Source organism: Halomonas sp. GXIMD04776 (assembly GCF_049808615.1).
Classification (GTDB): domain Bacteria; phylum Pseudomonadota; class Gammaproteobacteria; order Pseudomonadales; family Halomonadaceae; genus Modicisalibacter.
This window is the reverse complement of the sequence record NZ_JBNCAN010000010.1, coordinates 37793-61125: the sequence shown is the minus strand read 5'-3', so window position 1 is coordinate 61125 and position 23333 is coordinate 37793. Positions and strand designations below refer to the sequence as shown.

The 23333-nt window shown below is 60.3% G+C and carries 26 protein-coding genes; 22 read left to right on the top strand and 4 right to left on the bottom strand.

The window, feature by feature from the left end; translation table 11 throughout:
• Window position 1 precedes the first annotated feature (1 nt).
• From ACPF7Z_RS08510 to ACPF7Z_RS08495, 4 genes are all read left to right on the top strand, one after another.
• Window positions 2-784, top strand: coding sequence for a M48 family metallopeptidase (locus ACPF7Z_RS08510; RefSeq protein ID WP_425192833.1), 783 nt, complete (start codon window positions 2-4; stop codon window positions 782-784).
• On the top strand, window positions 781-3933 hold the full coding sequence (locus tag ACPF7Z_RS08505) for a hypothetical protein (RefSeq protein WP_425192832.1): 3153 nt from the start codon (window positions 781-783) through the stop codon (window positions 3931-3933). Before ACPF7Z_RS08510 ends, ACPF7Z_RS08505 begins: the two co-directional genes overlap by 4 nt.
• A gap of 82 nt (window positions 3934-4015) precedes the next feature.
• Window positions 4016-4267, top strand: a complete 252-nt coding sequence (locus ACPF7Z_RS08500) for a hypothetical protein (protein ID WP_425192831.1) — start codon at window positions 4016-4018, stop codon at window positions 4265-4267.
• A 106-nt stretch (window positions 4268-4373) separates the two neighbouring features.
• Entirely contained in the window at window positions 4374-4631 is a 258-nt protein-coding gene (locus ACPF7Z_RS08495) for a hypothetical protein (RefSeq protein WP_022524282.1), read from the top strand.
• A 246-nt stretch (window positions 4632-4877) separates the two neighbouring features.
• Here ACPF7Z_RS08495 and ACPF7Z_RS08490 read toward each other — a convergent pair whose 3' ends face one another.
• A complete protein-coding gene (locus ACPF7Z_RS08490; protein ID WP_425192830.1) occupies window positions 4878-5705 on the bottom strand; it encodes a hypothetical protein in 828 nt (275 codons plus the stop codon).
• A 147-nt stretch (window positions 5706-5852) separates the two neighbouring features.
• On the opposite strand from ACPF7Z_RS08490, the gene ACPF7Z_RS08485 reads away from it, so the two are divergent.
• From ACPF7Z_RS08485 to ACPF7Z_RS08400, 18 genes are all read left to right on the top strand, one after another.
• Complete coding sequence (locus tag ACPF7Z_RS08485) at window positions 5853-6206, top strand: hypothetical protein (RefSeq protein ID WP_425192829.1); 354 nt, start codon at window positions 5853-5855, stop codon at window positions 6204-6206.
• The gene (locus tag ACPF7Z_RS08480; protein ID WP_425192828.1) at window positions 6199-6594 is read left to right on the top strand and encodes a DUF6573 family protein; all 396 of its coding nucleotides are present in this window, start codon (window positions 6199-6201) and stop codon (window positions 6592-6594) included. Before ACPF7Z_RS08485 ends, ACPF7Z_RS08480 begins: the two co-directional genes overlap by 8 nt.
• 277 nt (window positions 6595-6871) lie before the next feature.
• The gene (locus ACPF7Z_RS08475) at window positions 6872-8749 is read left to right on the top strand and encodes a site-specific DNA-methyltransferase (RefSeq protein ID WP_425192827.1); all 1878 of its coding nucleotides are present in this window, start codon (window positions 6872-6874) and stop codon (window positions 8747-8749) included.
• Window positions 8746-11460 (top strand): DEAD/DEAH box helicase family protein, encoded by a 2715-nt coding sequence (locus ACPF7Z_RS08470; RefSeq protein WP_425192826.1) that lies wholly within the window; start codon window positions 8746-8748, stop codon window positions 11458-11460. Before ACPF7Z_RS08475 ends, ACPF7Z_RS08470 begins: the two co-directional genes overlap by 4 nt.
• A gap of 137 nt (window positions 11461-11597) precedes the next feature.
• Window positions 11598-12188, top strand: coding sequence for a DUF6927 domain-containing protein (locus ACPF7Z_RS08465; RefSeq protein ID WP_425192825.1), 591 nt, complete (start codon window positions 11598-11600; stop codon window positions 12186-12188).
• Window positions 12189-12311: 123 nt separating this feature from the next.
• A complete protein-coding gene (locus ACPF7Z_RS08460) occupies window positions 12312-12518 on the top strand; it encodes a hypothetical protein (RefSeq protein ID WP_425192824.1) in 207 nt (68 codons plus the stop codon).
• Between the two features lie 196 nt (window positions 12519-12714).
• A complete protein-coding gene (locus ACPF7Z_RS08455) occupies window positions 12715-13950 on the top strand; it encodes a hypothetical protein (protein WP_425192823.1) in 1236 nt (411 codons plus the stop codon).
• Between the two features lie 183 nt (window positions 13951-14133).
• Window positions 14134-14598, top strand: coding sequence for a hypothetical protein (locus ACPF7Z_RS08450; protein ID WP_425192822.1), 465 nt, complete (start codon window positions 14134-14136; stop codon window positions 14596-14598).
• A gap of 148 nt (window positions 14599-14746) precedes the next feature.
• The gene (locus ACPF7Z_RS08445) at window positions 14747-15091 is read left to right on the top strand and encodes a single-stranded DNA-binding protein (protein WP_074211802.1); all 345 of its coding nucleotides are present in this window, start codon (window positions 14747-14749) and stop codon (window positions 15089-15091) included.
• 65 nt (window positions 15092-15156) lie between these two features.
• On the top strand, window positions 15157-15726 hold the full coding sequence (locus ACPF7Z_RS08440; RefSeq protein ID WP_230834758.1) for a hypothetical protein: 570 nt from the start codon (window positions 15157-15159) through the stop codon (window positions 15724-15726).
• A gap of 95 nt (window positions 15727-15821) precedes the next feature.
• Window positions 15822-16643 carry a thioredoxin fold domain-containing protein gene (locus tag ACPF7Z_RS08435; protein WP_425192821.1) on the top strand — a complete coding sequence of 274 codons (822 nt, stop codon included), beginning with the start codon at window positions 15822-15824 and terminating at the stop codon, window positions 16641-16643.
• A 70-nt stretch (window positions 16644-16713) separates the two neighbouring features.
• The gene (locus ACPF7Z_RS08430) at window positions 16714-17094 is read left to right on the top strand and encodes a hypothetical protein (protein ID WP_425192820.1); all 381 of its coding nucleotides are present in this window, start codon (window positions 16714-16716) and stop codon (window positions 17092-17094) included.
• Window positions 17091-17543, top strand: coding sequence for a hypothetical protein (locus tag ACPF7Z_RS08425; protein ID WP_230834756.1), 453 nt, complete (start codon window positions 17091-17093; stop codon window positions 17541-17543). The genes ACPF7Z_RS08430 and ACPF7Z_RS08425 overlap by 4 nt, the downstream gene beginning before the upstream one ends.
• Window positions 17540-17914, top strand: a complete 375-nt coding sequence (locus ACPF7Z_RS08420) for a hypothetical protein (protein ID WP_230834755.1) — start codon at window positions 17540-17542, stop codon at window positions 17912-17914. The genes ACPF7Z_RS08425 and ACPF7Z_RS08420 overlap by 4 nt, the downstream gene beginning before the upstream one ends.
• 436 nt (window positions 17915-18350) lie before the next feature.
• Window positions 18351-19286 (top strand): recombination-associated protein RdgC, encoded by a 936-nt coding sequence (locus ACPF7Z_RS08415; RefSeq protein ID WP_425192819.1) that lies wholly within the window; start codon window positions 18351-18353, stop codon window positions 19284-19286.
• A gap of 201 nt (window positions 19287-19487) precedes the next feature.
• A complete protein-coding gene (locus ACPF7Z_RS08410) occupies window positions 19488-20261 on the top strand; it encodes a ParA family protein (RefSeq protein WP_022524305.1) in 774 nt (257 codons plus the stop codon).
• A gap of 1 nt (window position 20262) precedes the next feature.
• Entirely contained in the window at window positions 20263-21438 is a 1176-nt protein-coding gene (locus tag ACPF7Z_RS08405; RefSeq protein ID WP_425192818.1) for a ParB/RepB/Spo0J family partition protein, read from the top strand.
• Between the two features lie 5 nt (window positions 21439-21443).
• Window positions 21444-21713 (top strand): helix-turn-helix domain-containing protein, encoded by a 270-nt coding sequence (locus tag ACPF7Z_RS08400; protein WP_074211810.1) that lies wholly within the window; start codon window positions 21444-21446, stop codon window positions 21711-21713.
• Window positions 21714-21775: 62 nt separating this feature from the next.
• Here ACPF7Z_RS08400 and ACPF7Z_RS08395 read toward each other — a convergent pair whose 3' ends face one another.
• The 3 genes from ACPF7Z_RS08395 to ACPF7Z_RS08385 are packed head-to-tail and all read right to left on the bottom strand — an operon-like array spanning window position 21776 to window position 23329.
• Window positions 21776-22042, bottom strand: a complete 267-nt coding sequence (locus ACPF7Z_RS08395) for a hypothetical protein (RefSeq protein WP_179931224.1) — start codon at window positions 22040-22042, stop codon at window positions 21776-21778.
• A gap of 14 nt (window positions 22043-22056) precedes the next feature.
• On the bottom strand, window positions 22057-23016 hold the full coding sequence (locus tag ACPF7Z_RS08390; protein ID WP_425192905.1) for a tyrosine-type recombinase/integrase: 960 nt from the start codon (window positions 23014-23016) through the stop codon (window positions 22057-22059).
• A complete protein-coding gene (locus ACPF7Z_RS08385; RefSeq protein ID WP_425192817.1) occupies window positions 23009-23329 on the bottom strand; it encodes a hypothetical protein in 321 nt (106 codons plus the stop codon). Before ACPF7Z_RS08385 ends, ACPF7Z_RS08390 begins: the two co-directional genes overlap by 8 nt.
• Window positions 23330-23333 lie beyond the last annotated feature (4 nt).

The window sequence follows — 23333 nt, the reverse complement described above, 5'->3', positions numbered from 1 at the left end:
GGTGCTGGCGCTTCTGTCCGCCCTGTCGGCGTGTCTCGCTGGTGCGGTGGGCTACTCGATCATGGTGGTGCTGCCCGTGGTGGTCTTCATCGGGGTGCCCCTTGAGCTGCTGCGCCCCCCGGGCGAGATGGCCGTCGCGCACACCCTGGCCCAAGGCGCCATTCTGGCGGGAGCCGCCGTGTCCGTCCTCGCTTGGCTAGGGTATCGGCTGGCGCCAGCCAGCTATCGGGTTGGCCGCTTGTTCCCTGGGGCTCGCGAGTTGGCCGATCGGGTCTGGGTCTACGAGTCCCCTGCCCTTCAGGCCTATGCAATGCCGAGCCCCACGGGTGGGGTGGTCATTCTGACGCGGGCTGCCCTGAACCTGCCCAAGGCAGAGCTTGACTGGCTGCTGGCGCACGAGCGATCGCACCTGCGCCGGGGGGATGCCTCGGCCAATCTCTGGTGGTGGACCCAGCACCTCATCCTGCGGCTGGCGCTCCGTGTGGCCCTGGTGATTCACACGCTGCTGCGTCCCGTGCCTGTCCTGGGGCTGGTCAGCCGCCTCTATTACAACGTCGCCTTCCTGGGCTTGCGGCTGGCGCTGTGGCTGTTCAAGGCGCTTGACCGGCACCTGGGGCGCCTCATGGAGTATCGCGCTGACAGCGATGCCGCACGCGCCACCACGGCGGTGGCCGGCTGCTATCTCCTAAGCCGCCTGCCAGCTGGCCTCGAACCCAGCTGGGGGCTTTTCTCCACTCACCCGCCCACCTATCGGCGGATTCGGCGTCTGGAGCGCATGATATGAGCCTGATGGGCTATCGCTCGACTCTCCTGCGATCCGTCATTGCCCTGACGGTCTTCTACAGCCTCGCTGGCATGGTGGCCTTCTACTCCATGGGGCCAGAAGCGCTCCAGGCGTGGCTGGAGGCTCGTGGTTTCTGGGATGCGGACAGGGGCGACATCAATCCCGCGAACGCCGCCTCAGCCGCCACAGAGGCGGTGGTGGCCAGGGCCGATGCTGTCTGGCCCTGGCTGGTTGGCGGCATGGGCGTGGGGACGCTGATCGTCCTCATGGTGGTGTTGGTCGGCCGGGTCGTGCGTCGTTATCGAGCGAAGTCCCGGGGCGAGTTTCGTGGCATGGATCTCACCATCACGTCCATGCCCACACCGGACCCGGTGAAGTTCAAGCCGATCAAGGCACAGCTGGCGGGTGACGTGCCCCGCCATCATCTCCCGCTGATTCACCAGCTGCTGGGCTACCTGCAAGCACACCCTGACGCCTACTGCGGGGATGGCCATGGCACGACGCTGCTCGAGCACCACCTCGGCGTCATGGATCAGGCCTTCGAGTATGAAGGGGCCGATCCTCTTCTGCCCCTTGCTGCGGCAGCGCACGACATCGGCAAGACGATTTCGCATGCGAAACTGGACGGCGAATGGGTACGGCTCTCCCCTCACGACAAGGAGGGTGGTCGACTCCTGCCGAAGTTTCCCGCCTGGTGGGAGCTGCCGGATGATGAACGGGCGATCCTTCTGCTGGCGGTCAAGTACGAGCACTCGCCCTCCAAGATGCCGCGCACCTTCCCAGGGCTCACCGACAAGGGCCTGCGTCGGGCGAGCACCCTCCTCCAGCAGCTACGGGAAATCGATGGGCTCACGACGCGCACCGAGAAGAGCAAGGTTCTGGAGTCAGTGGATGTGGAGGAGCTGGCGATCGATGCCTTCCTGCGCGTCATCCCCCTGGTGCCTTATCAGGTCAAGGGCCTGGCCAAGGGGGTGAAGGCGGCGGGCTTTCGCGTGGGCGACCGCCTGTACCTGTCCGAGCCGATGATCCGTGAAGCCGCCCTGACCAAGCTGGGGCAGGGTGTAGCCGAGGCGCTTGGCGGCGGCTATCGCGCCCCGGGCAAGACTGGGCAGTTCACACAGATCCTCTTGAAGGCGCTCCATGATCGCGGATGGCTGGTGACCGAAGCTGAGGGTGTGCCGGACGGCAGTGAGACGAGCAAGACGTGGACGCTGCCAGCTGACCAAGCTCTGTGGCGCGTGCGCTCCGGCATCATTGAGTTCCGAGGCATGATCGCGGTCGAGCTGCCCGAGGAGCATCACGGGCTGTATCCGCGGGAGACTGCCTATGAGGTGACGGTGATCGGCCCGCTGCGCTCCAGCGCTGGAAGTGGCGTCGTGCCAACCGCGGACAGTGGGAAGCGTGAAGAGCGTGCCCAGATTCCCAAGGGCATCCCTGCCTCCGAGGTATGCGAGGTCAGCCTCTTCGCCTCATCACAACCTGGAGGCGATGCAGGGAAGGTGGAGTCGTCAGCTTGCGGTGGGGATGTTGCGCCGAAAGGCGAGGAGCCTGCACCGAGCAAGGCCCAGAAGGACAGCCCGCCTTGGCTGCTCGAGAATGATGACAGCGCCAGCACGGCGTCAGTCAGCAGTGGGGATACTGCACCGAAGGATGGGCCAGTAGGTGGGGATGCTGCACCGAAAGGAGAGCAAGCCGCTGGCGCTGGGGGTATCTCGGCCCAGGATGAGGCCTCGAAAAGTGACGTGTCCTGGCTGCTGGATGATGGCTTCGAGGATGCAGCGCCGCCAGTCAGCGGTGGGAACGCTGCACCGAAGGATGGCCCGGTAGGTGGGGATGTTGCACCGAAAGGCGAGCAGGCCGCCGATGCGGCCGGCGAGCCGACCCCGAAGCATGACGCCTCCTGGCTCCTCGAGGGCGATGACAGCGCCAGCACAGCGCCAGCCAGCGGTGGGGATGCTGCACCGAAGGACGACTCGATAGGTGGGGATGCTGCACCGAAAGAGGCTGCGGCTGCCGGTGGGAACGCTGCACCGAAGGACGATCCGATAGGTGGGGATGTTGCACCGAAAGGCGAGCAGGCCGCCGACGCGGCCGGTGCGCCCAGCCCGGAGCCGGCCCCGAAGCATGACGCTTCCTGGCTCCTCGAGGACGATGACAGCGCCAGCACTGCACCAGCCAGCGGTGGGAATACTGCACCGGAGGATGAGCCGGTAGGTGGGGATGTTGCACCGAAAGAAGCTGCGACAGCCGGTGGGGATGCTGCGCCGAAGGAAGACCCGGTAGGTGGGAACGCTGCACCGAAAGGCGAGCAGGCCGCCGATGCGGCCGGTAAGCCTACCCCGGAGCAGGCCTCGAAGGATGACGCCTCCTGGCTCCTCGAGGACGATGACAGCGCCAGCACTGCACCAGCCAGCGGTGGGGATGCTGCACCGGAAGAGGCTGTGGCGGCCGGTGGGAACGCTGCACCGAAGGACGACCCGGTAGGTGGGAACGCTGCACCCAAAGGCGAGCAGGCCGCCGACGCGGCCGGTGCGCCCAGCCCGGAGCCGGCCCCGAAGCATGACGCTTCCTGGCTCCTCGAGGACGATGACAGCGCCAGCACTGCACCAGCCAGCGGTGGGAATACTGCACCGGAGGATGAGCCGGTAGGTGGGGATGTTGCACCGAAAGAAGCTGCGACAGCCGGTGGGGATGCTGCGCCGAAGGAAGACCCGGTAGGTGGGAACGCTGCACCGAAAGGCGAGCAGGCCGCCGATGCGGCCGGTAAGCCTACCCCGGAGCCGGCCCCGAAGAACGACGCCTCCTGGCTCCTCGAGGACGATGACAGCGCCAGCACGGCGTCAGCCAGCGGTGGGGATGCTGCACCGGAAGAGGCTGTGGCGGCCGGTGGGAACGCTGCACCGAAGGACGACCCGGTAGGTGGGAACGCTGCACCGAAAACTGTTCTGGCCGAGGAAGGAGCCCAAGAGGCCGGGGCGAAACTGTCGCCAATCGAGCGGCGGTTGCAGAAGCGCCGAGCTAAGGCGAAGAAGGCATCCGCCAGCCACTCCAGCGGGAGTGCGTCACAAGCTGGCAGCGACAATGGTGCTGGCGCAAAGGGCAAACGCGCAAAGGCCGAGGTGGCAGGGCCGCCCAAGCTCTTCAGCTGATCCTCGCGGGAGGCCACCGGAGTCATGGCCATCCCTATCTCTCCTCGAGACCTGCAATCCCGCAGGAATGAGGAGAGAGACCATGCAGAACACTGAAGACGTGCTGATCGTTCGGGAGGCGAGCGACCTCCGTGGATTCTGGCGAGCGTATGAGCGCCACCATGAAGGTGCAGACCCTGCCGAATTCGGCATTGAGCGCAGATGCGCCCAAGTGCGGTTCCATCGACGTGATTGGCCCTGTTCGGCCTCCACGAGGCTTTCGATCGATGGCCAGCGCCGCACTTATCCGGTCACGCACGGGCTCTATGGCCTAGTTGTCCGCCCGGATCGCTGATTCCCTGCCTCCCCCAGCTGCTGCTGCGGGAGGCTTCCCTCCAAGTGTCACCCCACCCCCTACCTCCTTATGAGACCTGCATTAGAGCAGGAATGAGGAGGAAAACATGTTTGAGAAGATCCGACGATGGTTGCGAGAGCGACCTCCACTGATGAGGCCTGCAAGCCTCCAGGTTGTCACAGAGGATGTGCGTAAGCTGGGTATCGGCGCCATGGGTGCCGGCGTACTCGGGTTATTCGCCCCAAGTGACAAGATCGCCCTAGGCGATTCCGTTGCCTTGTTTGCTCTGGGTGCTATCATCTGGGTAACAGGCATCATGCTGCATGCGCTCAACGAGCGCAGCCGACCTGATACCGAGGAGTAGGTTATGACACCTTTTGGTTGGATGATCTTGGCTTTTGCCCTGCTTATGGCAGGCGTTTGTGGTTTCACTTACGTTCAGATTTTGCGCAACGATCACCAGCAGCATCGCAACGGCAATAGTTAGCCCAATCCTGGAGATTGTCATTCTCGCCAGGACAAATCATTGTGATTTGCTATTCAACAGGCTCCCTCCGGGAGCCTTTTCCATTTCTGGGGCCGCGTCGATTCCCGATTACCTGAGCGCCAGCTACCCCACCACCTTGGACAGGGATAGGGCGACAACCCCCACAACGACCATGCCCCAGGCATACGGGCTGGCAGCCATGCGTGACAGCACCTGCCTGACAGGCCGGCGTGCAGTGTTTTGGCAGGCCTCTCGAAGCCGCATGGCCTCCCTCTCGAGACGCTGGCACTCCTGCGCCAGCATGGCGATCTCTCGCTGCTGCTCCGCGATCGCGTCGACGGTACTGCTCTCCCTGATGTTCGACCGCCAGGCCTGCTCCGCTTCCTCTGTGACCAGCTCGCCGGCTCGCATGGGCTTGGACTTGGCGGTGATGCTGTGACCCGGTGTGCCCGGGACAAAGGCTATGCCGAACTGCTCATAGAATCGATCTCGCCTCTCCTTGTTGTTCCCTCCCCAGCAACCCTCTTTCTCGTCTTGCCAGGACAAGTCGATCCGCATGACCTCAGCGGTGGGCCATTGCTTGGCCCATGCCACGATCTCTGCCATGAGGTATGTGCCAACGCGGTGGCCGATAAGGTCGTGCATGCCGATGATGACGTTTCCACCGGGGCGAAGTTGCCCGTCAGTGAGCTTGATGCGCTCGGGCTCCCTGTTGTCACCCGGCGAGTAGCAGGCAGACCAGGAGAACTGGTTGGTGCCAAACAGGGGGTGATTGCCGATGCGCCTCACCTTGAGCGTGAGGCGTCGATCCTGACCCACCTGCTGCTCGGTGCGCTGGATGAGCAGTAGCGCTACAGGGTCGGGGCTATCAGGGTGCTGCGGGTGCCGGACCTCGATCACTCTGTCATCGCTGTGGCTGGCGCCCCTGAGGCCTTCAGAAGGAGGGTGCATGGTGTGTCGCTCTGTCTCCGATTTCGCATGCGAAACTGCACCCGCTACCTTACCACCACGCTCCCGGTCGAGTGTCAGTCCTGCCTCTACCTCCTCTTGAGACCTGCATCCGCAGGAATGTGAGAGAACCAAGAGAGAGAAGCAATCATGAAAACGATCGGCGATCGTCTGGAAACCGTTGTCTTCACCCGCAAGAACGGGAACCACGGAGAGTACCTGGGCACTGAGCCTGGCGTGTTCGCTGTGGTGCGAGTAGATGGCCAAACCTTCAAGGTGCGGTACGGCGTGGATCTTGATGCGCCGTGGTGCTGGGAGGTTGAGCATGTAGCGAGCGGCCTTGCCGCCCGCGGCTGCAAGCGTTGGGATCTTGGCATGGCGACTGAGCGACTGACGCGCCTTGTCATGCGCCAAGGTGCCTGGGAGCCTTCCTGGAGCATGACGGAAGTGCCGATGGAAGCCTTCCTTGCAGCTCAGTCCATGGGGGTGCGTGCTCATGTTTGAGGCTACTGACCTGATCCACTCGTATACCCGTAGCGATGCCATCGCAGATGGGGGTCTGATTGAAGTCAACGAAGCCGCCAAGGAAGCAGGGTTCAAGGTGCCTGTCGCCCTGACTACTGCTGCCTGGCATGAGCTGGTGGCTTGGGACCAAGCTGCTAGGCCACACGGCCCGCTTCAGGATGAGGCAGGCCGCTTGTGGGATGTTCTGTCGCTCGCGGTTCATGCCGCACGCAAGGAGCGAGACTCGCCCGTAGTCGAGTACACGGTGAGAGTCATGGAACCACGGGAGAACGGCCCACGGGTTGTTCCCAAGCGTGCTGTGATGCACATAGGCCCTGGAGACAACCATGAGCCGGTGATCACCATCATGCTCCCTGGGGAGGACTGACGCGCTCGCGTCATGCTCCATCCTCTTCCCTCAAACCCCTGTCAGCCTAGTGCTGTCAGGGGTTTTCTTGTGCGATCGTGGCGATGCGGCCGGGGCATACAGACCGTCGCCACCTTGGCCAGAGTGCAGCGTCAAGAATTCCGCATGCGAAACTGGCGCCATGGAGCAGGCGAGCGACGCTGATGCGATGCTGTTTACTTGGCGTGTGGTAGGGTTCACCTCAACATACGAAGGACACCAGGAGCGGCATTGCCGCGGAGCAGGGTTAGAACGGAACATGACGACAACCAAGCGAACAGAACTTCTTTCAAGACTTGACCAGCTGAGCGCTCAAGAGCTGAAGGCGTGGCTTGCGAAAGAGCTTACACAGAAGCGGCTAGGGCTTTCCTGGGAACGTGATGCCATCGAGCATGACAAGGCTCTGAATGGAAATATGGTTCTCCCAAGGGTTTCAGAAGAGCTGTCTCACTTCCCGAAGGGCGGCCTGACCGGGAATTTAATTATCGAAGGAGATAACTTCGATTCATTACGTCTCTTGCGAAGCACTCACGCAGGAAAGATTCGTGTTATTTATATTGACCCACCTTATAACACAGGGACCAAGGATTGGGTTTATAACGATTCATACGTGTCAAAGACTGACAGGTGGAAGCATTCCAAGTGGCTAGAATTTCTTTACCAAAGGCTACTAATCGCAAGCGAGCTGCTTACCCCTGATGGTGTGATGCTTGTCTCGATTAATGACGAAAATAGGTCTCGCCTCGAGCTGATGATGGATGAGGTAATGCCGGGTCGTCGACTGGGAAGCATGGTCTGGAGGACGCGCCAAGGTTCTAACGCCGACCAGGGTTGCTTCATGAGTTCTGACCATGAACACATATTAGTATATGGGAACCCAGGGTTTGCTTTTCATGGGTTTGAAAAGAGTTACGCCATGTATTCTAATGATGATGGTGACCCGAGAGGTCCATGGCGAACAAGTGACCTGACTCTGGGGTTTTCGTATAAAGAGAGGCCGAATTTATACTACCCGCTAGAAGACAGAAATACGGGTATATTCTATCCTCCCAACCCAGATCGTGTGTGGGTGTATGCGACGGAGAAAAGGCTCAAGCCAGGGCAGAGAGTACAGGCTAAGACAATGGAGGAATTCATTTCTCTTGGTCAAGTGATCTTTCCTGGAGACGGTCAACGGGTCGAAATATGGGAAACAATGGACGATCTGTTAAAGGCAATAGACAGCGGGGATGTTCCGAAGACAGGAAAAACGCCCCTGCTTCGCCGTGGTTTGCCTGACCTAGAGGATTGGGTTGGTGTTCCAGTCGGGTTTGGGAGGCCCCAATTTAAGCGATACAAGGCCGATCTCAAGAATCAGCGCCAACCTTTATCAAGCTGGATTGTCCCTCGGTTTGAGGAGGGCGAATATGAGGCGCCAGGCAGCTTCGTGTCTACAACGAACAAAGAAGGCGCTAATGGCATTGCCGACATATTTGGAAGTCGGATATTTAACTATGCCAAACCTCTAACGCTCATCCGCCATTTGCTGGATCAAGCCACGGCACCAAACGATATTGTGTTAGATTTTTTTGCCGGGAGTGGAACAACGGGCCATGCGGTCATGGATCTGAATGAAAAGGATGGGGGCAGTCGGAAATATATCCTCTGTTCAAGCACTGAGGCAACAAAGCGTGAGCCGGATAAAAATCTATGTCGCGACATTTGTGCCGAGCGTATACGCCGTGTCCTGAAAGCCAAAGAGCGTGATGGTGTAAATCGGACGGATGATGGCTTCGCTTACCTCACCATGGCTCTTGTGGAAGAAGCGGATCTCGACTTTGAAGGTGAGGCTGAGCACGCGCACGCCCTCGTGTCGCTTCGAGAAATGAGAGAAATTCACCAGCAAGCAGATGAGGATGATATTCTGGTTGCCGCAAACGACAACAGCGCATCCATACTGGTTTGTCGCCGTGTTACCGAGGATGTCTTATCCCGGCTCGCCTCGTGGCCTGCGGAGCGCATTGTGGTCTACTCTCCGCGCCCGGACTCAGTGCGCAGCGCAGTAGAAGAGACGCGCACGGTCGAATCCTATCCGCTGGATGATGCCTTCCGCCGCGCTCAAGGTGTTAGGAAAGCCGTTGAGGAGGTTGCCCAATGACCCTCCCCGCGGCGCGCTCACTTTCAGAGGAAATTACCACAGGGCAAGGTGCGTTGCTTGTCCCTGAGGAGTTTCAGACCACTCTTATCGACAACATTACTGATACCATTCAGGGTAGCGGTGAGCCGCCGTGTTTGCTCAGGGCGCCCACTGGATCAGGGAAGACCTTTATACTCTCGCGTGTCTTAGGGAATGTATCAACAAACCATGACGTGATCTGGCTATGGTTTGTTCCTTATGTGACGCTGTTGCAGCAAACACTGGATGCCCTGGCAACCAATGCTACAGAGCTGAGTGGTCAGCTTCTAAGCAATGGGCTCAACCAGCAACCATCTCCAGGTCAAGTGCTTTTGTCGACAACAAGTGGCGTTTCTCGCGCCAGCTGGCGTAAGGCAGGCTATGACATGGGGGGTGGTGAGAGCGCCCGAACGCCCGCGGAGTTCATAGGCCTGGCTCGCTCACTGGGCTATGAAATCGGCGTGATCATCGATGAAGCGCATATAGCTTTGGATGAAGCTACTGAGTTCGGTCATTTTATAAAGTGGCTGGCTCCCAGTTACCTTGCTATGGCGACCGCCACACCCAAAAGTCAGCGTATCAACCAATTTTTGTCGAGTGCCGGAAAATCTAGCTTTGAGTCCTTTGGCGTAAGTCGATCTGATGTGGTAAAGGCCAGGCTGAACAAGGCTTATATCGAGGCCGTAATGTATCAGCTTGGGCAAGCCACTCATGATGTAGCCGACTTGAAAGTTACCGTGATAAAGCAGGCCTGGCGTCGGAATTTGCTTCTTCAGCGTCAGCTGGATGAGATTGGCATCGTGATGGAGCCTTTGCTTCTGGTTCAGGTCGAGAACGGTGAAGGAACCATTGAGGCGGCAGAGAAGATCCTAATGCACGAGTGTGGAGTATCGCCTCATGCGATTGGGAAGCACTCTGCTGATGCGCCAGATCCTGTCATGATGTCTGCTATCGCAAATGATACCACCAAGAAAGTGTTGATATTTAAGCAGTCTGCTGGAACAGGTTTTGATGCTCCTCGCGCAGCTGTCTTGGCGACAACAAAATCTGTCAATGATCAAGACTTTGCTATGCAATATGTCGGCCGTGTCATGCGGGTGGCAAAGCCTATCCGGCAGGCGTTCACGGATGTCGATGACATTCCACCAGAACTCAATACGGCCTATATTTATTTGGCCAATGCTGAAGCTCAAGCGGGCTACCAGGCTGCGGTGAATAGCGCTATGGCCGTCAAGAGTCGGCTTGAAGGTGAAACAGAAAAAATGGTATTGAGGCACACCAAGTCGGGTGCCCAGGCCTTCACGAACCGCCCCACCAGGCAAAAGCCCCTCTCCTACGCTTTTGAAGCTCCCACTTCCCTTGGCCAGGGGGGCGGTGACTCAAGCGGGGACGCTTCAGGCAATGGGGCCGAAAGTCGCCATAGCAGTAGTACCAGCACTGGCAAGCAACCCCAGGGAGCCCTTTTTACTGATGATGAGTTGGACACCATCGTTGAGGGTGATCAAGAGGCAGCGCGGCCCTCGCCGCAAGATGCTTCTACTGAGAAAGAGCTTGAAGAATGTCTGCGGGCTTATGGTATTCGGCTTTACCATTGCCGCCGCCATCTCCCCCAGGTGCCAATTTCAATGAAGCGTGAGAATCGCCCCAGTGCGCTAGATATGGCGAAGATCACGGAACGAGCAGCGACCCAGGTTACGATTTCTCCAGGCCTGATGCGCGAAGCGCAGCTGGCAGCGAGAGACCGCCTCAAAGAAGTCGAGCGTCACGTCGAGCTAACTCAGCAGAAGGTATCAACTCAATCGGTTCGCATTACGATAGACCGTAATGCGCTGGCCAAGCAGGCAAATGCAGTCATGTCACGTCTGCCGAATGTCGAGCAGGAGGACCGCAAGATCCTAGTCAGCGTTATGGCCAGGCAAACTGAGCCGCACATTCGAGAGGCCCTTGAAGATGCCGATCAGGATGTTGATGATGCCACCATCAAGCGGATGTGCCGCTATGCGGCTCATTGGCTCATCCGCGCCAGCGAGTCGAGGCTGGCTGAGGCCTTTTGGTCCGCACTTGCTGAGCACGCTGAAACGGCAGAAGCGGAGCCATTGCCCGATGCTTTGCTATTTGCTGATGGCGTGCCGCTACTGGGCTCAGAAAAGCATCTATATGGCGTCCTGCCACCTGACTCACAGCAGCTCGGAGAGCTTGACCAGCACCTTGAGTACGATGCCCAGCGGCTGATGGATACTTCCAGCTGGAAGCTACAAGACCGGGAGTTTCGCACGGCCCGCTTTGATTTCACCTTCGCTCTCAATAGCGACGAGCTGCGCTTTGCAGAAGCGCTGGACCGTGCTGATTTCATATCGTGGTGGTTCCGTAACCCTGAAAAGAAACGATATGCGGTTCGCGTGGTCCGCGGGGATCACAAAAACTACTTTTACCCTGATTTTGTAGTCTGCCTCTCTCACATTCCTGGCGACGTGCCCATTCAGCGCCTTGTTGAGACGAAGCACGACATCAAGGATGCGATTCGGAAAGCCCGCCACACCCCTCCCCATTATGGAAAGGTCATGTTCTTGACCCAGGATGGAGGTCGATACCACATCATCAATCAGGATGGCAGTATCGGGGAAGAGGTTGATTTTGCAGACCTTGCGGCAATGCGCGAGGAGTTCAAGCGGACGATTGGAACGGTATCCTGAACAGCGCATGAGGCCCACCGAGACCGCCCCTGCTGTGCGCCCAGTTTCGCATGCGAAATCGAGGCTGGCGGTGTCAGGGCGCCCCCTATCTCCCTGTGAGACCTGCAATCCCGCAGGAATGAGAGAGGAGATAGATCATGGGTACTATGTGCATGCCGATGCCGGCCGACCGGAAAGCCTACCTGGATGACAACTACTCCAGCGGGAGTGGTTCCCATGTTGTGCTGAAGTCGAGCTTTGTGGGCTCTACCTACTACGCTGCGGTCCAGATCACCAAGCAAGGTGAGATGGAGGGCGAGTCCCCGGTGGTCTTCACGATCGCCGCGGTCGCCAAAACTAGCAGCGCCCAGGGAGAGTTCTGCTACAAGTCGATGGATGAGACCGTAGGGCCTGGGTTGTCCCAGTGTCCTCCAGGCATCCTGAAGCTGCTCACGCCGATTGACGAGCTGGAGCGCCTTGGGGTGGTGACGGGTGACTCTCTGAAGTGGGCCAGCGAGTGGCGCGAACGCTGCCGCAAGCATGCCGAGGGAAAGAAGCGTCGTGCTCGACTCAAAGAGGGCGATCGCATCAAGCTACCGTACAAGGTGCGGTTCGTTGGTGGCCTGGAAGCCGACACGTTCACCAAGGTGAACTTGCCTCGGCGCCGAAACGTCTTCAGGCCAGAAGGGGATTCCTCGTTCGTGAGGCTTACCTCGCAGCATCTCGACGATGCTGAATTGCTCGCATAACCCTTCCTGCCCCCTCTGCTGTTCGCAGCATGGGGCTTTTTCGTAATGGCCTGTGATAGGTCACCTCCACCCCTATCTCCTAGCGAGGCCGGCTATACAGCTGGTATGAAAAGGAGATATATCATGAGCGTACTTGCCCAACCTGTAAGCAATGCCAAGACAGACGATATTCTGAGCCTTTACCAAAGGCTTCATGATGGGCTATCGGATATGGTGGAGTCTGGGCGATTAACCCAAGCTGACATCCCCGATGATTATGACTGGTTGGTGAATGAAATGCTGGTTCCTCTCGCTAACCACCCTGGTCATAACCGTGGTGAGTCGAACTAGGCCCGGCCGTTTACAGCGGTCGGTGCAGCCGATTCTCACTGCTGCCAATTTACGCGCATAATCCTTCCAGCCCCCTCTGCTGTTCGCAGCATGGGGCTTTTTCATGCCCGCTCCCCGTCGCCGGTCGATCGGACACTGGCCGCCCTACCTCCTCTTGAGACCTGCAATCCCGCAGGAATGAGAGAGGAGAACGATCATGACTACCCAGACGAGCAAGACCACTTGCTGGATTCCCAAGTGCCACCTCCCCGCGCTGCGGGAGAAGGTGGAGAAGCTGGACCGCAAGGCCAAGAAGCTCGGTATGCAGCCCTTCGAGATCAGCGTCCTGGAAGAAGCGGTGAAACCGTGGACCCACGAGACGGTCGACCTCGAAGATCGCATGTCCTACATCCGTGAGGAGAAGATCCTCGCCGTAAAGGTCGCGATCACAGGCGAGCCCCCGAAGATCGACGGGTATCGCATGCTGGCGCGGATCGACATGGCAGCGGCGCAAGCCGTTCGGGTCACGCCCCTGGCCTGGGCTTACAACCGGCTCCCAGAGCCGTATCGCTCAGGTGATGCGACGGGGGACTGCGATCACTGCCACATGCAGCGTGAGCGGCGCTACCTCTTCCTCCTGGAGGAAGTGGAGACCGGCAAGATCCTGGAGGTGGGGAAAACCTGCCTGAAGGATTATGTCGGCCGTCAGGGAGCCGACGCGATGATGCGGCGAGCCCAGCTGTTGATGACCGTGATCAATATGGTCGAGGAAATCGATGAGGTTGGGTTCAGCAACGGTCGTCCGCCTGAGCCAGTGGTAGACCTTCGCTGGCTGATGGCCGCGGCAGTGCGCCAGATCCGCCAACGAGGCTTCGTGTCACGCGCTCGAGCTGAGGAGACAGGTGACCTCGCCACCGCTGAGATAGTGGGGGAGATGGCACGCTCCGGCCGCATGGCCAGCAAGGGCATGAAGGCCTTTTCCTCTGAGGATGTGGCTCGGGCAGACGCTGTGATCCACTGGGCGCGTAAGGTGCTCCCGGAGAAGTCTGACCTCGGCGAATTCGAGTCGATGATCATTCATCATGCTCGATTCGACATGGTTGGCTTGAGGCGTGGCGTCGGCGTCATGGTCGCTGCGGTAACCGCCTTTGACCGCTATGAGGAGCTTGAAGCTGGCGCTGAATCACTGAAGGCCCTCGGGTACGCCGGGGATCTTGGTGAGCGCCTTGAGACGAAAGTTGTGCGGAAACGGTCCTTTTCGTCGGAAACGCGATGGGGCCTGATGTGGAAGCATATCTTTCGAGATCCTGAAGGCCGCCAGATCGTCTGGAAGACTGGCAAGGCCCTCGAGGAGGATAAGGTCGTGTTGAAGGGGCGTGTGAAGGAGCACGGTGAGTACCGGGGGATTCCCCAGACCGTGGTGACACGCTGCTCGATTCGTCCAGCATCATGATTCACTGCCCCCTGCACGCTAAGCGTCAGGGGGCTTTTTCCTGCCCGCATACCCTCAACCCAGGCGATCGCCGATTTCGCATGCGAAATCCGTTTGCCAGCCTCTCGGCGCCAGCTGAGTGGCAGTCCCTGCCCTATCTCCCTCTGAGACCTGCATCACGCAGGAATGTGAGAGGAGAGAGCAATGAACATCGAGCTGATCGTGAACCAGGAAGACGCGCTGGCCTTTGGTCGTGAGTTTGGCGGGCTGCCCCAGGACAGCCTCGAGGAGGATCAGGTGGCATTCGTCATCGACCCTCAGCAAGGGTCGCGATTCGTCCTCCCTCGCCAAGCGGGACGGAGCTGGCGCCAGCCAACGCGGCGCGAGATGGCCAGCCTTGGCACTGATGCCAACGTGGCCTTCGAGGTGTTCTCGCTGAATGACCTGGAGGGCTTCGCGTTCTCCACCGAGGACGGGACTGTGATCCAGGTGCGCCGGCCTGACCGTGAGTTGCACCGGGAAAGCACCTTGCAGTCTATCGACAGCGATGAGGACGTGTTCGTGGTGAGCTTCACCAAGCGGTTCTTCCGCCGCATGTTCCTCAACAACCTGGCGCAATGGAAATTCCTCCAGCCCAGGGCAAAGATCGCACGTCACCTACAGCGGTGATGTTTCCCCGCCCCCTAACTCTTCGAGCTAGGGGGCTTTTCTCGGCCTATCGAAAAAAATCACCAGGAGGCGGCCATTAGTGTCAGTGGTGCCCCTATCCCCTACCGAGACCCATTCGGTGGGAATGTTGAGAGAGAGGAGATTGAACATGTGGGGCAAGACTATCCAGATCGGTCACATCGGTGAGCCTGAAGCACGCACCAACGACAAGGGAAACACCTACGTTCGGTTCGGCATCAACATGGCCAAGAAGTCGACTGATGAAGCCATGTGGCTCAACTGCATCATCGGTGGTCGCTTCGCTGAAGTGATGAAAGACCGCCTGATGCGAGGCCAACTGGTCTTTGTGGAAGGCGCCTTGTCTTTCCGCAAGGCACAAAATGGCACGGTGTACACCAACCTGATGGTCGACACATGCCGCATTCTGCGTGACCCGCGCTCTGCCAATGGCGGTGCAGGTGACGAGGAAGAAGACGGGGAGATTCCCTTCTAAATCATTCATTTACAGCCCCTGGGTAACTCCTGGGGCTTTTTCATGCGTAGACGACAGGGGCAGCCATGAGCGACACCGAACCGAATTCACAGAAGCCCAGAGAACAATCTCCCTTGGCAAGGGTGCTCCCCGTGGTGGGCGGGGCGCTGGGCATTGCCGCCTTCGCCTTGACCGCCATCCCGGTCCAGCTTCCCTGGGCATCGTCCGACGCAGAGACACCGCAGATCGTCACCTTCGATACCGCGAAATACGTGAATGCCCGCCGTGCCGCAGCCAGCAGCCTGCTGGGCGAGGACGGTGAGACACGAGACGCCGCGATCTCCACCCTATCCCGCATCGACAGTGGCGTGCGCCCCGCGATTGAAGAGGTGGCGGATGGCGCCGTGGTGATCGTGCGCCAGGCAGCCGTGCTCGATGGGTCACTCCCGGACATCACCGACACGGTGCTCAGTGACCTCGGCCTTCCGACAGACGCGCCAACGATTGAGACCAGCCTGGATCGCCATGGTGACACCTCTTACAGCTCCTCGGACCTTTATGAAGAGGCCCGTGAGCTTGTTCGCCGAGCCAACCAAGAGGCCCGTGAACAGGCCGCCTCCCGCAGCGAGGCGGACATTGAAGAGCTGCTGCCTTGATGCAGCAGATAGGAAAACCCCGATGTGGCCATGCCCTGCATGGCGAGAGACACGCCAGTTCTGCTGGCGCAAACCTAAGCTCAAGGAGCACACCCATGAAGCACCTCACCCTGATCGCCTCAGCTGTCACCATCGCCTCTGCCCTGATGACCGGCAGCGCCTTCGCCGAAGACTCGAAAGCTGAGGGAGCCAAGGAGCTGCCCAAGGCCGTAGCGGACCTGGGCATTCCGGGCGCCAAGGTGGACAAGACGTTCGACACTGGGCTGGAAGGGATCAATGGCTGGGTTATCAGCGTCGAGAATGACACCAACGTGATCTACACCACCGAGGACGGCAAGCATGCGTTCGTCGGCATGATCCTCGGTGAGGGCGGTGAGAACCTGACCCAGGCGCACATGGAAGAGCACATGGAGAACAGCCCCCTGGCGAACATGCCGGGTCGAGCTGGCGCCAGCCAGGCCGACAACGGCTATTCCGACGACGAAGAAGCCAAGGCGCTGGAGCTGATCCAGGATGCCCCGTTCTACGTCGAAGAGGGCTCTGGCGAGCGCGTGCTGTACGTCATCTATGATACCCAGTGCCCCTACTGCCAGCGCATGTATGAGGCCTCTCGTGATGTCCTCGAGGACGTGACCATTCGCTGGGTGCCGGTGGGCTTCCTGGGAGAGCAGTCGCTGCACGAAGCGGCACAGATCGTGGATTCTGAGAACCCGGCAGAGGCCATGGCCACCATCAAGCAGGGCGGCTCAATCTCCGGGGCCTCAAGCACCGAGGCGATGGACATCGTGAGCCAGAACAGCCAGCTGACTCAGCAGGCGGGCATTGGCGCCACGCCGACCACTATCTACGAGGACGCGAACGGCGAAGCCCAGATCCGCCGCGGTGCCCTGCGTGCTGCCGAGATGCGCAACCTGTAACCTCTTCCATGACCGACCAAGGCGCCCAGGCTCCTCCCGGGGAGCCCGGGCGCTGTGCTAGAGGGCGTCTATGTCACACCATGAACCGCCACGCATCAGTGTTGCTCGACGTGCCCTGGAGGGCATGTTCCCGCAGCTTGCCGTCAACCGCATCTTCCCGCGCCAGCCTCGCAAGGTTGGCCATGGGAATCGCGAGAGGACCATCTATCCCCGCCGCTGGCTGCATCATCCTCTCACCCCGGAGCAGGCCCGCTGGGTAGCGGAGCGCTCTGCTGATTACTGGTTCCGCTGGTTCATTGCATTCGGCGGGTCAATGTTCCTCTCGGTGAAGCTGGGACCACCCTACGGGGCGTTTCTCCACCTGGGCTTTACCATCGTTGCTGGCTGGACGCTGATTGGCGTAGCTGTCGCAGTCGGCAGGAACCGGAAAAACCCGAGGATTGACGCATGACACAAGGCAAGGAGCCCTGGCTGGCAGGGCTGGGCCGGTGGCTCACCGGACGGAAGGCCCCCGCTGGCGAACAGGCAACAGTCGACCCAGGGGATCGCGCCATCACGGCAGCCACTCGCAGCCTGGCGCTGGACATGCTGAACGAGGCTCCCTCCCACGAGCGGTTCGCCCCCAAGGAGGTCGTCGTCTGGAAGTGGGGGATGAAGAACAAGGCCGTGCCCTTGGCTGGGCAAACAGCGTTGGTGATGAAGGTCCGAGAAGAGGCACTGGTCGATGACACCCAGCAGCCGTCATCGACCTACTACATGGAGCCCCTGGATGTCCTAATCGGCGTCTACACCCATGAGGGCATCTTCCGGGAGTTATGGATCGACGGCCGCAGGCTGTGTCATCGCACCGATCGGCGGGCGAAAGCCACCGGCTATGGCACCCCGGGGGAGGCCTCATGAGGGACGAAGCCAGTATCAAGGTCTCCGACACCCCACCGCAGTTCGATGAAATGATGAGCAAACTCGCCCGCCAGCAGTTGGGTCTCGATGCCCGGTACACGGTGTATGCCGTAGCCACCGACCACATCGATGAAATCGAGCTGGACCTGATCGATAGCTCTGAAGACCCCCGCCTTCAGAGCTTCACAGTCCACCTCCCAGCTGGCTTGGCCAGGGTCAGCCTTGCACCCTACGAGGATGGTGTCTGGAACCTCAAGGAGGCCGTCCATGGCGTTGTGAACCTAGGCCACGACGCTCGTGAGGCGCTTGCTGCTGGTAGCTCACAGCCCCGATCCCGGATCGCTCTACCTCCCCGCGGGGGCCGGCACTAGGCATTTGGCCCTTCGCAATCCTATAAATTATCGTCTGGTATTGTTACAATATGGCGCATGCAGATACTCGCCTTGAACAGCTCCGAGAGCTTCCTCTCACGAATGAAGACAAGCGCTACATCACGCACTGCCTCAATGAAGGCAGGGTGGAGGATGCTGAGCCGGTTCTGGCGGCGTATGCGTCATGTTGGGCCACCGCAGCTGACGGAGCCCCAGGCCGAATGCGGGATAATGCCGGCCGGCGAGCGGCCAACACCTTCCTCCGGGAGGCCCTGGGCGTCGATGGGCCGGCGTCCCCCCGGTAGGCAGCATCGCCAGCTGCCTGCGTAGCTGGTGGGGAGGAGGAGTTATACCGTTATCTATAACGTGCCTAGCTCCATGCCTACCCGACACCTGCGCCCCTATCCATAGTCACCACACTGCGATAGGGGGTTACATGTTCGACAATGCTCTGATCTACCGAGCCCACAGCCGCTTCCCTGACACCGACCAGTTGGCCCAGCTGTGCCAGAAGCAGCTGTTCCGGGCCTGCGCCGCGACCGAGGCCAAAAGGGTAGGGTGGTCGACCGTCTGTGGTGACCAGATGGTGCATCCGGTGAACTCGCAATTCCTGGTTCTGCGCTTCAGCCGGCAAGAGCGGCTACTTCCTGCCGCTGCGGTCAAAGAAGAGGTTGAGGAGCGTGCTGCGGCACGCGAGAAGGCGTCTGGATCTCCGTTGCGGCGAGCTGAGAAGCAGATCCTGAAGGAGGAGGTCTACGAGGAGCTGCTGCCCAGAGCGCTGAAGCGCACGGGTCACTTCCTGGTGGCCATCGACACCCAGCGAGGCTGGATTCTGGTGGATGCCGCCAGCCGCAAGAAAGCTGAGGAAGCCCTGGACTTGCTCCGACTGACCACCGGCTCCTTGAAGGTCACGCCTCTCGCCACTCGCGATCGCGCTACTGACCTGATGACACGCTGGCTGGCCAACCCGGCTGAGCGTGCGGAAGGCTGGGAGCTGGGCGAGGCATGTCAGCTTGAGTCTCCATCCGGTGATGAGGGCGTGATCAAAGCCACCGAGGTAGACCTCGAGAGCGACGAGATCCAGCAACACCTCGAGGGCGGCCGAATCTGCTCAGCTCTTGCAGTGGCCAGAACCGACCAGCTGGCGCTGGTTCTCCAGGACGACCTGGCGCTCAAGAAGGTCAAATTCGATGACGCGCTGATCGAGGGTGCCGCCCCCTCCGATGACGATGCCTCGGCCTTCGACACCGAAGCCCATTTGCACATCCCAGCCCTTGCGGCCGTCATCGAGGAGCTGATCGGCTTACTCGGTGGCGAGGTCAGCCCGGTCATCGAGGAGGAGGCGTCCACCGAGGAACAAGAGGCAGCTTAGGCCTCGGCATAACCCTCTACGGCCTGGCGCCCGCTAGGCCTTATTTATGCTCTACCTGTCCCGCCTTATGATCCTTGTCGGCTCACTTTATGTCGACTATTATGTTTCGCATGCGAAATTGGCCTGGCCAGGCCCTGCATCCTGAGCCGGGCAAGGACCAACCATCCTGCCTCCTCTGGAGGCCGGGCAACCGGGGACACCATGACCAAGATCATCAGCTTCGCCAATCAGAAAGGCGGGGTCGGCAAGTCGACCATCTGCCTCCAGACTGTCTTCCATCTACAGGAGGCAGGGTTTCGGGTGCTCGCTATCGACCTGGACCCTCAGGGCAACACCTCCAGTCGCCTGAGCCAGCAGGAAGGCGAGTACACGGGAACCCCCTCCGCGTTCCTGTTCCGGGAAGACTACACCGACATCCGCCCAATGCGGTGCGCCCGTGGGATGGACCTGATCTGGACCGAGAAGAACGACCCTGAGCTGTCGGAAATCGAGTCCATGCCGCTCAACTGCGTCCTCAACCCGATCAACAACCTGAAGGCCAGCGGAATCCTCGAGCACTACGATTATGTAGCGGTCGACTGCCCGCCCAGCCTTGGCCGGAAGCTCGTCGCCGCTCTCACCATGTCCACTCACGTCATCTGCCCGGTCCAAGTGAGCGGCTTTGCCCTGGATGGCGTCGAAGGCCTGCTCAACACCATCATCAACGTCCAGGAGGAACTGAACCCCGACCTGGAGAACACCGGCATGGTGATCAACAACCTGAACCGCAACTTCCCCTCTCACCTGCGGGCATGCGAGCAGCTGCGCGAAGCAGTCCCCGATCTGGTCTACACCGCGGAGATCGGCCTGCGCGGTAAACTGGACGAGGCCAACAACCTCGGCGTCCCCGTATGGAGCATCAAGACGACCTCAGCGCGTGACGCGGCGAAGGACATTCGAGCGGTCATCAACGAACTCATGGAAAAGGTGGGCTGACATGGCACTGGGAAACCTGAGCAACCTACAAAGCCTGTCTCGTCGCTCCAAGGGTGCGAAAGAGGTGCTGATGCTGGATACCGCCGAGGTAGAGCCCAAGCAAGGCCAGGTACGAGAGAAGTTTGCTGGCATCGAGGAGCTGGCCGAATCGATCAAGGTGAACGGCCAGGAGCAGCCGATCATCGTCTACCCCAAGGACGAGAGCGGGAAATACCGCATCCAGAAGGGTGAGCGGCGCTGGCGAGCCTGTAAGCTGGCTGGTGTGCCTGTGGAGGCGATCGTCAACAAGAAGGAGCTGGACGACCTGGATGAGACGGCTGGCGAGCTGATCGAGAACATCCAGCGCGAGAACCTGACCCCGATGGAGATCGCCAAGGGCATCCAGAAATTCATCGATCGCGGCTGGCAGGGCATGGATGTCGCCAAGCGACTGGGCAAGTCCCGAGGGTACGTCTCCTCTCACCTGTCCCTGCTGAAGCTCCCCGATTGCGTGATGCGCCTCTACGATGAGGAGGTTACGTCTGACCCGGAATCGCTCAACACGCTGCGCCAGCTGCACTCTATCGCCCCGGAACAGGCAGAGCGGATCTGCGCCAAGGCCCTGGAGGAAGGTATCAGCCGGAAGGCATGCCGTGAGCTTCTGAAGCAGGCCAAGAAAGGCGGCCTGCCTGAAGATCCCGAGATCCCGTCCCCGGAGAACCCGGCGCCGGCTCCTGGCCCTGGGACCAACGACGACCAACCGAGCCTCCGGGGATTCGAGGAACCCTCTGAGGGCGGCGATGGCGACAAGGTGCCAAGTGCCGGCACCTCCGCGGGCTCGAGCGAAGCGTCATCCAGCCCTTCGCCTGGCCAGGGAGGTTCTGCTGCGGGAGAAGAAGCTGGCGCTGGCGCCGAGCTGCCGCAAGAGGACAAGGCCACTCCCAAGCGGGATGCACGGAAAGACCCCGAGGCCAAGAGCGCCACCCCGCCCCAGCCGGTGCCAACCAAGGAACCGACCCGGGCTCGCATCGTGGTCAGCGTCAGCACCTCAGACGGGCATCGTAGCGGTGTGCTGCAAACCGACCGGATCGACCCTGAAGCGGGCTATTGCTGGGTTCGCTTCGACAATGGTGACGACGAGCCGCTGCGGGCTCGAGTGTCGGACGTACAGCTGCTTGGCGTCGAGGGAGAGGAATAGTACCGATGCCGAGCCTATCGCGAGACACACAGCGCAAGTACGCCATCCTGCGGGCGATCGACACCATGGAGCGGCCGTCGCTTCAGGACATCGCCTCGGAGACTGGCATACCTGCCGGCACCGTCAAACGACAGCTGACCTCGATCCGGGAGGAGCTGAAGGTGAAGATCCTCTTCATCCGAGATCCAAGCTCACCAGAGGGCGCCAACGGGTACTACTCCCTCGAGGGATGGGGCATCCTCGACCCGTCTTCCTTCCGCAATCACTTCGGTTGACGCCGACCGACCACGCGACCCAGGGAGGCCACGGCCTCCCTTTCTCATGTCATGCCGCCTGGCTAGAAGTGGCTCAGAGGCCGGAAGTCAGGGTTAAGATCATCCAGGATGTCTCCCAGATCGGCCAGTGCGTCTCCGTAGCACTCATGGACAACCCCTGAGGACACCCGGTTGGGCATGTCGAGCTGATCGAGCACGACGAGAAGCAGACCCGGCGCCCCGTCTCGGGTTATCACGTCGATGTTCCCCCACAGATTCTCCCGCGAGACCGCATAGCTCAGCATCTCTCTGAAGCGCTCACGGTCATGCAGGATCTGGATGTTTCGCATTCCGGGCTCCTGGTTCATTGTCCCTTCATCGCCTCCTCGAGGCGTCGTTCCGCGCTACGGTCATAGCGCTGCGTGGTCGCTAGGTTCGAGTGCCCCAGCGCATACTGCACGGTCAGCACGTCAATGCCACGATCAAGCAGGTTGGTGGCAAAGGTCCGCCTGAAATCGTGAGGGGCGCATTCGTCTATCCCGGCCTGGGCCGCACGCTCCTTGATGATGTAGTAGACGGCCTGATCGGTCAGCCTCTGATCGCACACCACCCCATGCCGGCGTACTCTGGTGAACAAGGGGCCAGTGTCACGGGCAAGACAGGACTGCCAGGCCTTGAGTCGGTTGAACGTCCGGTCGGGCAAGAAGACCAGCCGCTCCTTATTGCCCTTCCCGACGATCCTGATGGCTTTACGGCTGGTATCGATCGCCTCCAGGTCCACCGAAACGCTCTCCGACCGGCGAAGCCCTGTCGATACCAGCAGCTGGAGCAACGCTGCATCCCTGATGCCCTTGGGGCTGTCGTCAGTTTCGCATGCGGAACTGAGGGCCTGGATCGAGGCTTCATCCAGGTGGACCCCTTTAGGCAGACGGGAGCCAGGGACGCCCTTCAAGTCGCGGATCTGCTGGTAGCTCTCGCTGTCCATGTCACCCATGACCCATGCCTCACGGGCGACACCCTTCATGGCCGACAAGGCAGCATTGACCGTGGCTGGCGCCTTTCCCACCTCGGTCATCATCTCCACGATCGACCGGACATGCTCACGGCGGATCAGCGCCCATGGGCAGCCACGGATGTCATAGCCACCGCTCAGCTTGGCGATGAACTGTAGGTGCGAGCGCATCGTGACCCGGCTGCGACGGGAGTTGAGGTTCAGCAGGTACGAGAGCCCTGCATTGCCTTTGGCCTCCGATAGCGCGTCCTGGGCGCCGGCCGCAAGCGCCAGGGAGCCTTGGGGGCGAACAAGGGTCAGCTCGCTATCCATGACCACCTACCGTCTCGGTCGACACAAGCTGCGTGAGATGGTCGGCTTGGTGACTCGAGCACTGCACAACCCCGTCCAGGTTGCCATGCTGGTGCTTCAGCTCGTAGAAGTCGTCGCCCCCAGGCGCCTCCTCGACATAGACGCGCTGGCGCTTGAGGCCGCCTGGGATGGTGCAGCTCAGGTGCTCCAGGACAGAATCCGCGTCCTCCCGGACGCTCACGATCTCTCCGTGATCGCGAAGGATCACCATGAAGTCATTGGCCAGGACAGCCGAGTAACCGGCTCTCGGCGGCATCGTGATTTGATCTACCATTCAG

Bases quoted from the DNA above. Each gene is read 5' to 3' on its own strand.
- ACPF7Z_RS08505 (WP_425192832.1), top strand. From the start codon at position 781: ATGAGCCTGATGGGCTATCGCTCGACTCTCCTGCGATCCGTCATTGCC.
- ACPF7Z_RS08410 (WP_022524305.1), top strand. From the start codon at position 19,488: ATGACCAAGATCATCAGCTTCGCCAATCAGAAAGGCGGGGTCGGCAAG.
- ACPF7Z_RS08475 (WP_425192827.1), top strand. From the start codon at position 6,872: ATGACGACAACCAAGCGAACAGAACTTCTTTCAAGACTTGACCAGCTG.
- ACPF7Z_RS08445 (WP_074211802.1), top strand. From the start codon at position 14,747: ATGTGGGGCAAGACTATCCAGATCGGTCACATCGGTGAGCCTGAAGCA.
- ACPF7Z_RS08500 (WP_425192831.1), top strand. From the start codon at position 4,016: ATGCAGAACACTGAAGACGTGCTGATCGTTCGGGAGGCGAGCGACCTC.
- ACPF7Z_RS08480 (WP_425192828.1), top strand. From the start codon at position 6,199: ATGTTTGAGGCTACTGACCTGATCCACTCGTATACCCGTAGCGATGCC.
- ACPF7Z_RS08465 (WP_425192825.1), top strand. From the start codon at position 11,598: ATGGGTACTATGTGCATGCCGATGCCGGCCGACCGGAAAGCCTACCTG.
- ACPF7Z_RS08490 (WP_425192830.1), bottom strand. From the start codon at position 5,705: ATGCACCCTCCTTCTGAAGGCCTCAGGGGCGCCAGCCACAGCGATGAC.
- ACPF7Z_RS08425 (WP_230834756.1), top strand. From the start codon at position 17,091: ATGACACAAGGCAAGGAGCCCTGGCTGGCAGGGCTGGGCCGGTGGCTC.
- ACPF7Z_RS08460 (WP_425192824.1), top strand. From the start codon at position 12,312: ATGAGCGTACTTGCCCAACCTGTAAGCAATGCCAAGACAGACGATATT.
- ACPF7Z_RS08405 (WP_425192818.1), top strand. From the start codon at position 20,263: ATGGCACTGGGAAACCTGAGCAACCTACAAAGCCTGTCTCGTCGCTCC.
- ACPF7Z_RS08390 (WP_425192905.1), bottom strand. From the start codon at position 23,016: ATGGATAGCGAGCTGACCCTTGTTCGCCCCCAAGGCTCCCTGGCGCTT.
- ACPF7Z_RS08495 (WP_022524282.1), top strand. From the start codon at position 4,374: ATGTTTGAGAAGATCCGACGATGGTTGCGAGAGCGACCTCCACTGATG.
- ACPF7Z_RS08430 (WP_425192820.1), top strand. From the start codon at position 16,714: ATGTCACACCATGAACCGCCACGCATCAGTGTTGCTCGACGTGCCCTG.
- ACPF7Z_RS08440 (WP_230834758.1), top strand. From the start codon at position 15,157: ATGAGCGACACCGAACCGAATTCACAGAAGCCCAGAGAACAATCTCCC.
- ACPF7Z_RS08420 (WP_230834755.1), top strand. From the start codon at position 17,540: ATGAGGGACGAAGCCAGTATCAAGGTCTCCGACACCCCACCGCAGTTC.
- ACPF7Z_RS08400 (WP_074211810.1), top strand. From the start codon at position 21,444: ATGCCGAGCCTATCGCGAGACACACAGCGCAAGTACGCCATCCTGCGG.
- ACPF7Z_RS08470 (WP_425192826.1), top strand. From the start codon at position 8,746: ATGACCCTCCCCGCGGCGCGCTCACTTTCAGAGGAAATTACCACAGGG.
- ACPF7Z_RS08455 (WP_425192823.1), top strand. From the start codon at position 12,715: ATGACTACCCAGACGAGCAAGACCACTTGCTGGATTCCCAAGTGCCAC.
- ACPF7Z_RS08385 (WP_425192817.1), bottom strand. From the start codon at position 23,329: ATGGTAGATCAAATCACGATGCCGCCGAGAGCCGGTTACTCGGCTGTC.
- ACPF7Z_RS08415 (WP_425192819.1), top strand. From the start codon at position 18,351: ATGTTCGACAATGCTCTGATCTACCGAGCCCACAGCCGCTTCCCTGAC.
- ACPF7Z_RS08450 (WP_425192822.1), top strand. From the start codon at position 14,134: ATGAACATCGAGCTGATCGTGAACCAGGAAGACGCGCTGGCCTTTGGT.
- ACPF7Z_RS08395 (WP_179931224.1), bottom strand. From the start codon at position 22,042: ATGCGAAACATCCAGATCCTGCATGACCGTGAGCGCTTCAGAGAGATG.
- ACPF7Z_RS08435 (WP_425192821.1), top strand. From the start codon at position 15,822: ATGAAGCACCTCACCCTGATCGCCTCAGCTGTCACCATCGCCTCTGCC.
- ACPF7Z_RS08485 (WP_425192829.1), top strand. From the start codon at position 5,853: ATGAAAACGATCGGCGATCGTCTGGAAACCGTTGTCTTCACCCGCAAG.